Consider the following 12,062-nt stretch of genomic DNA (forward strand, 5'->3'; position numbering starts at 1 on the left):
CGAAACTATCGAAACGCTTTTTTTTAAATCAAAATCCAATCTTATTTCTTGATCAACTCCTGTAATGGCTTTAATTGCTCTAAATCAATCTTTGACTCTTTTAACACCGAAATCATATTCATAATATTCGTTGGATTCATATCTTTTCCTAAAACTCTAATAACAGCAAAACCCGCATCATTTTTATTGGCAAAAAACACAAATTCATTAATATGGTCATCAGCCCCAACATAACTTACTGAAGCTCCTTGTTTGCCTGAACTAAATTTCATCAGCTGTTGGTACATCGTATCTTTCAGAATCAAATTGACTTTGGCACGTTCTTCTTCAAATTGCACTTTGTTTTTATCATTCAATTTGAAGGCCAAAACATTCATTTTTTCAAAAGAATGCAAAGCTTCCTTTTGGTCTATTGTCAATTTTGCTTGATCCACATTCAAAATGTTTGATGAAATATCCAAGGCAATAAAATCTTTGTTCTCTGTATTTTCAACAAAGTATTTTTGCAAAGTTGGTTCTGATTTACAGCTTCCAAAAACTAAACCGACTAGCAACGTGGTTATAAATAGTATGACTCTCATTTTACTTTTTACCTTTAGTTGCTTTTTTCAAATCATCTCCACCTGGGATTCTCATTTTATCTGTCAGTACTGAAATCTCATTCAAATCGAAATCTCCCGTCAACGACATTAAAACGGTATCATCTTCTTTTCCTCCTTCTATAAACATCAACAACTCTTTTATTTGAGAATCTTTGGCTCCAGATTTCACCATAATTTTGATGTTTCTTCCTTTGTCATTTACGCGCATTAGCTCTTCTAAACCGGCTGTTTTAATGTATTTCTCGGTAGCCGATTTCATTTCCCCTTCTACCCTCGTACTTTGAGTGGTAAACACTTTTAGATTATCTAATTTCTTAATCAAATTCATGTATTGTTGCGCCTCTTTATCGGAGGTGTCCACTTTTACTTTACTCATCAATTCGAACATTTTTTTATTGACTACAATCGATGTTACATCATCTTGCCCGTCAAATTTATCGAATGCTCCTTGTGCAAAAAACGGGCTTGATACTAATACTGCTACTAATGTGATTATTAACTTCTTCATTTTATTTTGATTTAATGATTATTTTTAAAATTCAATTCAACTATTGGGCTTGAATGCTCTAGAATCACTCTCGCTTTATTTTTATTCAACAAATGCTTTATTCTTGGTTATTTCATAAACTTGAAGGTATTGCACCCCTTCGATACCTACATTTACATTATCCGACAACATAGCCAACGCTTTCTGGGTTGCTTCTAAAGCTTCTTCGGGATCATCATAAGTTCCTAATTCTTGATTTTCCTTCACCGTATTCACATTAAAATAAGTGTACGTTCCAATTCCTATCATCATAACGATTGAAGCTGCTAACGATAACCATGCCACTTTTCGCTTTTTAGAAATCAGTGTTACATTATTCGTCAGCTTTTGTTCTTTTGCTTCTGCAAAATACCCAAATAAAGGTCGATACTGCTCTAAATGTTCCGCTACATTTGGAGAAGAAAAATAGTCTTTCAACTCGTTTTCTTCGGCAATACTCGTCTCTCCTTCAAAGTATTTTTCTAAAAGTGCTTCTATTTTACTGAACTCCATAACTGTGTGTTTTAAACATGTATTCTCTAATTGTTTTCCTTGCTCTAGAAAGTGCCACTCGAACAGCAGTTTCATTCATCTCCACTATTTTTGCGATTTCCGAAAATTCGCATTGTTCTATATCGCGTAACTGAATAATTAATCGTTGTTGTTCTGGCAATTGATTGATAATTTTTTCAACCCAATCTAAACTATCATTATCTTCTACTTTTTTATCTAAACTCGGTTCTCTATCCGTATAATTATTATGTACAATTTTCAGATTACTGGCTCTTTTCGATTTTAACTGATCCAAACAATAATTTTTAGTCATCGTCATTGCCATTGCTTCGACACTATTGTACGATTCTAAATTCTCATTTTTACTCCATAATTTTACCAAAATTTCCTGAGTAGCATCTTCTGCTTCCTCAGTACTTACGAGCAATCGCTTGGCCAATCGAAAGAGCTTGTCCTTGAATGGATTGATTAAAAGCACGAATTCATTTTGGTTCATAAATTGGTTTTATTACTTCGGTTATACAATCAAGACGATACACTATTATATTTGTTACAAAAAAAATTAAAATAAGACTAAAGTTACTACTTTTGCGTTCTATACCTACTATAAAACATTATATGAAGACATCTTTTAAAATTATACTTTTAGTATTTTTAGCCCTTTTTATTTTTCAGAGTTGTGAAGATATGGATGATGTTGCAGCTCCTCCAACTTTACAAATCAATGATTTTATTTGGAAAGGTCTTAATTTATATTATTTATGGCAAGCCGATGTGCCTAATTTAGACGATGATCGATTTGCAAATCAAAAAGAACTAAATGCTTTTTTGTCTGGATACTCAAAACCAGAAACATTATTCGAAAGTTTACTCTATAAACCCGAAAGTCTGTATCCTAAAAAAGGAGAATATGTTGACCGATTCAGTTGGATTGTCAGTGACTATCTCGAATTGGAAGGTATGCTTCAGGGGACTACTAAAAATAACGGGGTCGATTTTGGTTTGCGCTACAAATCAGTAAAATCTACAGAAATTTTCGGTTTTGTTCGATATATCCTTCCAAACTCAGATGCTTCTACCAAAGACATTAAACGTGGAGATATCTTTTATGCTGTTAACGGAACTAAACTTACCACCAGTAATTACCAAAAACTATTATATGGCACTGAAAGTTATACCCTTAATTTAGCCGATTATGACGGAGGAGCAATCACTCCCAACGGAAAATCAGTAACCTTGACAAAAACGGTTCTTGACGAAAATCCAATTTTAATGAATACTGTAATTGAATCTGGATCTCATAAAATAGGATACTTAATGTACAACGGTTTTTATCCCAACTATGACACCCAACTCAATGATGCTTTTGCAACATTAAAATCACAAGGTGTTACGGATTTAGTTTTAGATCTAAGATACAATTCCGGAGGCTCAGTGCAGTCTTCAACTCGTTTGGCCAGTATGATTACTGGACAATTTACTGATCAAGTGTTTTCTAAACAACAATGGAATGCCAAAATCAATGCCTATTTCGAATCTGAAGACCCGGATGCATTGAATAATTATTTTACAAACACTATTCAAGGCACACCTATAAACAGTTTAAACCTTACCAAAATTTACATCTTAACTACAATAAGCACCGCTTCGGCCAGCGAATTGGTGATTAACGGTTTGAAACCTTACATTGATGTGGTGCAAATTGGAGAAGTAACTACCGGGAAAAATGTGGGATCTATCACCATTTACGACTCCCCTACTTTCGGAAAAGAAAAGAGAAACCCAAATCACCGTTATGCCATGCAGCCTTTAGTTTTAAAAATTGTAAATGCAGCAAATTTTGGCGATTATCTTAATGGTTTAACGCCAACTTATGAATTAAAGGAAAATTATGGAGACATGGGTGTATTAGGTACAAGCTCTGAACCTTTATTGAGCACCGCTATTGGGAAAATTACAGGGACTGCCAAAATGATTAAAACCAACAAAGGAAAAGTATTCCCGTATTTTGAAGACTCAAAATCAATTTCTGGACAAAACCAAATGTATGTTGATAAAGTACCTGCTGGGCTATTGAAATCTTTGGAATAAAAACAATTATCAACACAATAATACTACAAATAAATACGTTGTTGTCTGACAAACCTTAAAAAACAAATTACAATGAAAAAGACATCACTCTTATTTCTAGCACTTATTGCGCTTATTTCATCTGCCTTTATTAAACCAATGGCAAACGAGCCCAAACCAATCACAGTAGTTATTGATGCAGGACACGGAGGATCTGATTTTGGCGCAACCTCGAATGGCACTTATGAAAAAGTGATTGTTTCTCAAATTGCAGAAAAAGTGAAGTCTTTGAATGTAAACAAAAACATTATCGTTAAACTCACCAGAACTTCTGATGAGTTAATGACATTGGACAAAAGAACGGAGTATATAAACGCTATTAAACCCGATTTAGTTTTATCCTTACATGTAAACTCCAGTACAAACCATGCAAAATCGGGGGTGGAATTTTATGTTAGTGATAAATCGCCTTTCTTTGAAAAGTCTAGTGAAATAGCCCGTAAATTAAATTTGGCTTTAGCCAAAAACAATTCATTAAAAGTATCAGATACCAAAACAGCTCCCTTTCATATTATTAAAAAATCTGAGGCGCCCGCAGTAATTGTTGAACTTGGTTATTTAACTAATGACTACGACAAAAAATACTTGACAGATGACAACGAACAAAATGAGATTGCCAAAAACATAGTTTTCTTCTTATCTGAATTAAAATAAAAAAAACCTAATCAAAAAAGGCTTTCATCACTGAGAGCCTTTTTCTTTTTTCATAAACAAAATCCAATACCGTTGTTATTTCAAATTAGTTCAACAATCCTAAACTATCGAGAGAACAAAATAAAACAGACAGCAGCATTATATCAAAACCATTAGACTAAGAACAGACTAATGGTCTAAAAATTAATCGTTAAAATAGAAACCATTTGGACCAACACCAACTGTAAATTCTTTTTCTAAAATCCCTGTAAGTGAATAAACAAACGCTTTACTATTTGCAGAAAAATCTCCACCATCAGCAATGAAAATATGGTTGTTTTTTACTGCAAAACCATACATTTTTCCATAAGCAGATGCAGATGTATAGCTAAAAATAGCAGTGTTTGAAGCTTCGGCAGCAGTGATAGCAATTCCGTAAACCGATGTTCCAACAGTATAATAAATTTTATTTTGATCGATATCAAGATTTTTAGCATTTTTAAAATCCGCAGGGAAAGTGATTTTACTCATACTTTTATCCGATAATTTTACTTTCACTATTTCACTAGCTACTCCGTTTGAACTTCTCAAAACATATAAAATACCATCTTTTGATTCCATAGTGTCTGCTTTAGAACCAACAGCTATAGGGGTTTCCAAAGTTTTTGTTGCAGGATTTACCACTAACAATTTATCATTATTATAAGGCTCAGAAATATATAATTTTCCGTTTTCTAACACTATCCTATTAGCTGTCGCATTCAATTCAATTTTTGATTCCACTAAATTAGTAGCCAAATTGATAACAGCAACATAATCATCCTTATATCCAGGAGCATCAGCTGGCGCCCCCCAATCAGCATAAGTATTAGCGTTCGTCACATAAGCTTTACCGTCTTTTACAACACCATATCTTGGTTTTACAAGTCCCGATTCAATTTTGGCAATAATCTTAAACGTGTTTCTATTTACAACCGTAATTTTATTTGAACCTCCTGATATTATATAAGCTTTGTCTCCATCAAAAAAGACAGATTGCACATATTTACCTAACAAATCATCACCATTTACCTTAGTGTAAGCATCTTGAGTGAAAGTTGCCAAATCATTACTGATATAAGAAACTGATCCCTGACCTGCACTACCTTCATTCAAAACCAAGATTCCTTCATTGTAATCACCAGAATCTACTTTATCATCATCATTATTCGTACATGAAACGAATGCCGAAACGCTCACAAGAGCAACAAAAAAAAACTTACTGAACTTCATAACTATTTAAAATTTAAGGATTATATACATATTAAAATTGCGTCCTGGCATAGGTCTATCCTCTAGACTTTGATATTTTTGATTAAAAACATTCAAAACTTGAAAACCTAGTTTTGAAGAATTTAACAACCCAAAATCATAATCAAACCCAACATTCGACACGGGATAGCCTTCTATAATTTCATTTGGATCATTATCAGATCGAGTATATACAAACCCATTGTATAAAAACTGACAATTAGCAGAGAACTTACTATAGGAATAAGCAAAAGAACCTGTTACTTTATGATACGGCACAAAAAACAATTGCTTATTTGTATCTACATTTTTTGAAACTGTGTAGGCATAAGTTGCGTTTACAGCAAAATTAGTTGCATCATACGTATTAGACCACCCAAAAATTGTTTCGGCTCCATACGTATTTACACGATCCGTATTTTCTGGTGACCAATTATCTCCCTTTCCTGGAACCCAACGAATCAAATCATCAATTTTTATAAAATAAACAGTTTCTGATAAAGTGAATTTTTTATATTTAAAAACATTACCAACCTCAGCCTGATAAGAACTCTCTGGTTTCAAATCTGGATTACCGCCTGATTCCCAATACAAATCATTAAACGTTGGAATTCTGAAGTTTCTGGATAGATTGACTTTTAAATTATAAAAGGAATTAAAAATATAGGATGAACCCAATGAAAACAAAAATGGACTGTCATAATCAGAACTTACTTCTTTCCTAAAGCCCAATTCGTTTTGCCATTTATCATTATACTGCTCTACTGCTTTGAATGCAATTGCTCCAATTTGCCTGGTATTATCACCAAAACTGCTACCGAAACCCTTGGTACGGTTGTAATCTAAAATTCCATTCAATTTAATGGATTCCAGTACTTGATACCCAAAATCCATTTTAGCGATTAGCGATTCTGATTTTCCAAAACTAAAAAAATTACTTTCGATATCTCCAAAATATTGGTATTGCTCTGTAAGATAGGCTACTTTATAATTGCTGCTAAAACGATCTTTGGTTTCAGTATATTCTAAAAGATTACGGCTAAAGGTGTTGATGTATTTTGTTTTTGAATCGGATTCAGAGACTAACGAAAGATGTCTGTCCGTGTTTGAAGATTGACTATAAAAGGTAAGGACAGCATTGGATTTAATTTTATATCCCACATTGGCAGACAAATTGGTTGTGGCATATTGTCCGTTTTCATTTTTGCGTTGGACTCCTTTCCAAGTATAAAGCCCTACATAATCATAATCGTTATCCGAGCTATTTCTGGAAAAACCAACTTGAGTACTCCATTTTTTATTAGAAAGAATCATTTTATAATTGACTCCTATAGTATTGAAACTACCATAATCTAATCGCAAATCATTTTCAAATTTATTTTTGAAAACCAAATTATTATTCAAATGAACGGTTCCTCCTATGGCTCCACTTCCATAACTCACACTTCCTCCACCGGCTTTTACACTAATGGTATTAAAATCTGGAGACGTGAAAGTATTAAAATCGGCACTACCGTTGAGTTGAGAATTGACATTTATACCGTTCCAAATTACGGCAGTTTGCGAAGCGGTAGTTCCTCTAAAAGAAACCGTAGACAACATTCCACGCCCGTATTCCTTGAAATACAACACACTGTTATAGTTTAATAAATTGGTAAGGGAAGATTGATTTTTGCTAATCACCGAATCATTAAGAACTTGAATCGATTGTGATTTATTGTTTGAATACAAAGTACGATCGGAAACTACAACCTCTTTTAAATTGGTTATAGAATCATTTTGCGCCAAAATCAATTGGCACATTAAAACAAAAAAGGGAAATATTAGTTTTCTTAAAGTCATAATTTCTGAACTTTTTTTCCCGAAAGTTCGATATTCGTTAAGAAAAAAGGCAGGTCTCCTGGCTTGCGTCTTGTTGTTCACCTTCCCATTCGTCTAGACGTACAGTGGTTTGTAGATAACAACAAGCTTGATAGCTTACAGTTGCGGGAACAGCTTAGGTTTTGAACCTAATTCCCTTTTAATGTGTTTTCGTAAAAAGTAAAACACAACCTTAATTCGGGTGCAAATATAGAAGAAATGAATTTACAAATCCTAAAGTTTTATTTTTTATCTTTGTAGTAAACAATTTTATTATGGAAACTTTTATCGTACATCCTAAAAACAATGAGGAGAAAAAAGTGATTAAAGCCTTTCTTGAAGCATTGAAAATAAAGTTTGAAAACTTAACTTCAAATTCAACCGAAAGCCCTTATGACGCTGATTTTGTTGATATGGTTGAAGAAAATAGAGAAGATTACAAAGCTGGAAAAGGAATTAAAATTGATTTAGATGATATATGGAAATAATATTCGTTCCAAAATCAAAATCCCATTTAGATTATTTCAAAAAAGACAAATAACCAAATCGTTTTAAAGAAAGTCAAACAAATTTTGGCATCCATCCAGGAGACTCCATATGAAGGAATTGGAAAACCTGAACCATTAAAACATAATTTATCGGGACTATGGAGTAGACGAATTAATCTAGAGCACAGATTGGTTTATGAAATACTTGAAGAAGACTCCGTTATTTTAATCCACTCTTTGAAAGGTCATTATTAAAAGTACTATTTCTTTATATTTCAATTTTAATCACATCTCCGTAATTAACTTTATTCTGAAAAGCATCTTTTAGTGGTAAATCATTTATTTTGCACAAAAAACTACGAATTACTCCAGCATGTGCTACGATAATCACAGGTTTTTTAATCTCTCTTGCTAGCTTGTTATCCAAAAAATCTAAAACTCGATCATTCAAATCAACAAAGGATTCGCCATTAGGAACACGTACATTCACAAAGTCTTCCATCCAAGGATTTAGAGCTTCTTGAGGAATGGCATCCCAACTTTTAAGTTCCCAATCTCCAAAATTCATTTCCTTCAATCTTGAGTCTTCAATAATGAAATCGATTTCGGTGTTTTCTAAAATATGCTTAGCCAAAACCGTACAGCGTTGCAATGGACTCGAATACAAAATAGCATCTTGTGGCAATTGGTTTAAAATACATTCAAAAACAGCATCATAAGGCTCTCGAATTCCTACATCACTCTGACCGTAGCAAATTCCTTTTTCACAAACCGTTTCGGTATGACGTACTAAATAAATTTCCATATCCCAATAATTGACATATAAAAAACCACTTCACATACTTGTTGCGTTGCTCCTAAGCAATCTCCCGTATAACCGTCAATCCATTTTTGAAAATAACGGGCAAGAAAAAACCTAGTAATAAAAACGGGCACTAAAGCCAACAACAGTTGCCATTGAAAAAAAGACAAAATTACAAGAGGCAGTAATCCAAAAAATAAAGCTCCTACAACTTCTTTCCATGTAAACTTTTGAGCAATGGGTTTGCTTTTACTCGATGCATCTTCTCTTGAATATTGATGTGTAAAAACTATAGAAACGGCAGCGAGTCGGCTAATCGAATGGGCTGAAACGAATAACAAAAGATATTTGATCGAAGATTGAAGATTAACGATTTCAGATGTGTTTACCAGTTCATAAAGAGCTTTAAATTTCAGCAAAAAAAGTAAAACCAAACCAATGGCTCCATAGGCTCCAATAGCGCTGTCTTTCATGATCAAAAGGATTTTTTCTTTGGTCCAACCGCCTCCAAAACCATCGCATACATCGGCAAATCCATCTTCATGAAAAGCTCCCGTAGTCAGAATTCCTGCAATCATCGATACTATTAAAGCAATTTCTGCAGAAAATAGGATTGTCCCCAGATAATAAATTCCAAAGCAAATCCCCCCAACTATCCAACCAATTAAAGGAAAATAACGGGATGCTTTGTTTAAATAATCTGGATTGTGGTCAATGTTTTTGGGACACGGAATTCGGGTATAAAACATCAAGGCCGTGAAAAATACATGTAATTCTTTTTTCATATTGAAATCTGTTTTCTGTTTTCTGTTTTCTGTTTTCTGTTTTCTGTTTTCTGTTTTCTGTTTTCTGTTTTCTGTTTTTCCAACAGCTAAAGCTGTCGGCTATTCACCCCTGCGGATTCAAAACTGGCCATTTCATTCAAAAAACAAACAGCCGATTGAATAATTGGAAATGCAACCGCACAACCTGTCCCTTCTCCCAATCGCAAATCGAGTTGCAACAACGCACGAACATTTAAATAATCCAATATTTTTTGATGTCCTTGCTCTGCAGAGGAATGACAGAATATCGCATTTTCTTTGATTGCGGGATTCATTTTATAAGCGATTAAAAAAGCCACCGTACAAATAAAACCATCAACCAAAATAAGCATATTGTTTTGTTTGGCTTGAAGTATTCCGCCAGCCATTTGCATAATTTCGAATCCGCCGAAATAAGCTAGTTTACTTTCTAGATCATTTGGGCCATCATAATTTTCAAGTGCTTTTTTGAGAACATTTTGCTTCTGAATCAATTTCTCATCAACAACGCCTGTTCCGTTTCCAACACAATCTTCGATGGGCAATTCTAACAGAATGCTCATCAAAACCGAAGCAGTGGAAGTATTTCCAATTCCCATTTCACCAAAACCGATGCAGTTACACCCCGTTTCAAAAACAGAATTGACTATTTCTTTTCCTTTAGCAAAGCACAAATCCAATTCGGTTTTTCTCATTGCTGAACCGTGTAAAAAAGACTGAGTTCCCTTCCCTATTTTGGCCGAAACCAAATTTACATTTGTTGGAAAATCATAGTTTACTCCAGCATCTACAATGGTTAACGCGATATTATTTTGTTTACAAAACACATTAATGGCAGCTCCACCTTCCAGAAAATTTGTCACCATTTGTCGTGTAACATCTTGTGGGTAGGCACTCACGCCGTGATTGGCAATTCCGTGATCGGCCGCAAAAACGACTATATTTGGGTTTGTTATTTTGGGCTCTAAAGTTTGAAAAACGGTTCCTATTTGTTTCGCCAAACTTTCCAAAACGCCAAGAGAACTCGTAGGTTTGGTTTTACTGTCGATTTTTTGTTGAAGTGCCTCGCTTATTATGGAATCACTGGAGTGTGATTGCTTCGTTCCTCGCAAAGACTCAAGAACGACTGGAGTTGAAACCAAAATCTCTTCAACAATTGGATTTTCTTGTTTTTGCTTCCAATTCAGTTGTTGCAACATCGGTTGATTGTCATAATTGGTAGCGGGTTTGCCTACGCAAAAATACCCCAAAGGCTCTATGTTGTCGGGCAAGCCCAAAAGTTGCTTGAACTGGTAATAATTTAAAATAGAAACCCACCCCATAGAATACCCTTGTTCTGTCAATGATAGCCAAATATTTTGGGCAGCGCATACCGCACTAAACTTTATCGCTTCATTACTGCCAACTGTTCCAATAGTGAAATTATTCAAAACCGAACGGTCGTAGCATATCACCAATCCGAGTGGCGCTTCCTCAATAGCTTCCAGTTTTAAAGATTTATATTGTAATTTTTGCAGTTCATCGTCGGTTAAGTTTGCCGCCTTTTGATCATAATCTAAAAACAATTCTTTTACAGCTTTTTTAATTTCATCCGACTTGATCAGATAATATTTTGTAGCATCGGTCAAACCTACAGAGGGAGCATGATGTCCTGCTTGGAGTGCTTTTTGAATCACTTCATCGGGTATTGCATCACTTGTAAAATGACGGGTATCACGACGGGATTTTATAATTTCATCTAAATTGGACATCCTATTTTTTTATAAAATTTTTCAATGGTAATGGTATTTTCAATGGCAATATCAATTACAATTTCAATGGCAATAGTAAAGTCTAAAAATTGAAATTGATTTTTGCTATTGCAATTGATATTGACCTTGTTTTTTAATCACAACCGGAATCCCAGAAACCATCAACACAACGTTTTCAGCTTTTTGGGCGATGTATTGGTTCATCCAACCTTGAAGTTCTGTGAATTTCCTGCCGATGTGAGTATCCGCATGAACTCCCATTCCTATTTCATTGGTTACAATAATAATCGTTGCATTTTCTTGTTGTGTAATCGCATCCAATTCGGCTTTGGCTTGTTCCAAACTTAAGGAAACGTCATTCTTCGTATCCACAAAAAAATTGGTTAACCAAAGCGTGACACAATCGACAATAGCCACTTTTCCTGAGAAATCAATTTCACTCAAATACTTTTCCTTTTCTATGTTAACCCAGCGTTCATCACGATCTTTTTGATGACGGTCAATGCGTTTCTGAAAATCATCATCCCACTTTCGAGCCGTTGCCACATACATTGGTTTTTCGGACAGCTCTTTGGCTAAATTCTCGGCGTAACTACTTTTTCCTGAACGTTCTCCTCCAGTAATTAGATATATCATTTTTTTATTTTAAACACGTACCGATAGA

General features: G+C 34.3%; 14 protein-coding genes and 1 riboswitch. Of the genes, 4 read left to right on the forward strand and 10 right to left on the reverse strand.

Translation table 11 applies throughout. The features are described 5' to 3' along the window. Window positions 1-41: 41 nt before the first annotated feature. From DB891_RS07610 to DB891_RS07625, 4 genes are all read right to left on the reverse strand, one after another. A complete protein-coding gene (locus DB891_RS07610) occupies window positions 42-581 on the reverse strand; it encodes a DUF4252 domain-containing protein (RefSeq protein ID WP_116762195.1) in 540 nt (179 codons plus the stop codon). A 1-nt stretch (window position 582) separates the two neighbouring features. Next, window positions 583-1,110 (reverse strand): DUF4252 domain-containing protein, encoded by a 528-nt coding sequence (locus DB891_RS07615; RefSeq protein WP_116762197.1) that lies wholly within the window; start codon window positions 1,108-1,110, stop codon window positions 583-585. Between the two features lie 81 nt (window positions 1,111-1,191). Further along, complete coding sequence (locus DB891_RS07620; protein ID WP_116762199.1) at window positions 1,192-1,641, reverse strand: hypothetical protein; 450 nt, start codon at window positions 1,639-1,641, stop codon at window positions 1,192-1,194. Further along, a complete protein-coding gene (locus DB891_RS07625) occupies window positions 1,628-2,137 on the reverse strand; it encodes an RNA polymerase sigma factor (RefSeq protein ID WP_116762201.1) in 510 nt (169 codons plus the stop codon). The genes DB891_RS07620 and DB891_RS07625 overlap by 14 nt, the downstream gene beginning before the upstream one ends. Window positions 2,138-2,259: 122 nt before the next feature. Here DB891_RS07625 and DB891_RS07630 point away from each other — a divergent pair, with 122 nt between their 5' ends. Both DB891_RS07630 and DB891_RS07635 read left to right on the forward strand, forming a co-directional pair. Continuing rightward, window positions 2,260-3,732 (forward strand): S41 family peptidase, encoded by a 1,473-nt coding sequence (locus DB891_RS07630; RefSeq protein ID WP_116762203.1) that lies wholly within the window; start codon window positions 2,260-2,262, stop codon window positions 3,730-3,732. A 72-nt stretch (window positions 3,733-3,804) separates the two neighbouring features. Continuing rightward, on the forward strand, window positions 3,805-4,425 hold the full coding sequence (locus DB891_RS07635; protein ID WP_116762205.1) for an N-acetylmuramoyl-L-alanine amidase family protein: 621 nt from the start codon (window positions 3,805-3,807) through the stop codon (window positions 4,423-4,425). 183 nt (window positions 4,426-4,608) lie between these two features. Here the strand turns inward: DB891_RS07635 and DB891_RS07640 are convergent, their stop codons facing one another. Both DB891_RS07640 and DB891_RS07645 read right to left on the reverse strand, forming a co-directional pair. Then, on the reverse strand, window positions 4,609-5,676 hold the full coding sequence (locus DB891_RS07640) for a YncE family protein (protein ID WP_116762207.1): 1,068 nt from the start codon (window positions 5,674-5,676) through the stop codon (window positions 4,609-4,611). Window positions 5,677-5,682: 6 nt separating this feature from the next. Beyond that, window positions 5,683-7,536, reverse strand: a complete 1,854-nt coding sequence (locus DB891_RS07645) for a TonB-dependent receptor plug domain-containing protein (RefSeq protein ID WP_116762405.1) — start codon at window positions 7,534-7,536, stop codon at window positions 5,683-5,685. 31 nt (window positions 7,537-7,567) lie between these two features. Further along, a riboswitch (cobalamin riboswitch) is annotated at window positions 7,568-7,765 on the reverse strand. A gap of 64 nt (window positions 7,766-7,829) precedes the next feature. On the opposite strand from DB891_RS07645, the gene DB891_RS07650 reads away from it, so the two are divergent. Next, window positions 7,830-8,042, forward strand: coding sequence for a DUF2683 family protein (locus tag DB891_RS07650; protein WP_116762209.1), 213 nt, complete (start codon window positions 7,830-7,832; stop codon window positions 8,040-8,042). A gap of 84 nt (window positions 8,043-8,126) precedes the next feature. Beyond that, a complete protein-coding gene (locus DB891_RS17920; RefSeq protein ID WP_317045993.1) occupies window positions 8,127-8,297 on the forward strand; it encodes a Txe/YoeB family addiction module toxin in 171 nt (56 codons plus the stop codon). Window positions 8,298-8,310: 13 nt separating this feature from the next. Here the strand turns inward: DB891_RS17920 and cobC are convergent, their stop codons facing one another. The 4 genes from cobC to cobU form a co-directional block, all read right to left on the reverse strand. Continuing rightward, complete coding sequence (gene cobC, locus DB891_RS07660) at window positions 8,311-8,847, reverse strand: alpha-ribazole phosphatase (RefSeq protein ID WP_116762212.1); 537 nt, start codon at window positions 8,845-8,847, stop codon at window positions 8,311-8,313. Next, window positions 8,832-9,629 carry an adenosylcobinamide-GDP ribazoletransferase gene (locus DB891_RS07665; RefSeq protein WP_116762214.1) on the reverse strand — a complete coding sequence of 266 codons (798 nt, stop codon included), beginning with the start codon at window positions 9,627-9,629 and terminating at the stop codon, window positions 8,832-8,834. Before DB891_RS07665 ends, cobC begins: the two co-directional genes overlap by 16 nt. 86 nt (window positions 9,630-9,715) lie before the next feature. Beyond that, entirely contained in the window at window positions 9,716-11,398 is a 1,683-nt protein-coding gene (gene cobT, locus DB891_RS07675; protein ID WP_116762218.1) for a nicotinate-nucleotide--dimethylbenzimidazole phosphoribosyltransferase, read from the reverse strand. 105 nt (window positions 11,399-11,503) lie between these two features. After that, window positions 11,504-12,034, reverse strand: coding sequence for a bifunctional adenosylcobinamide kinase/adenosylcobinamide-phosphate guanylyltransferase (gene cobU / locus DB891_RS07680; RefSeq protein WP_116762219.1), 531 nt, complete (start codon window positions 12,032-12,034; stop codon window positions 11,504-11,506). Between the last annotated feature and the right edge of the window lie 28 nt (window positions 12,035-12,062).

The organism is Flavobacterium laiguense (assembly GCF_003097655.1).
Lineage (GTDB): Bacteria > Bacteroidota > Bacteroidia > Flavobacteriales > Flavobacteriaceae > Flavobacterium > Flavobacterium laiguense.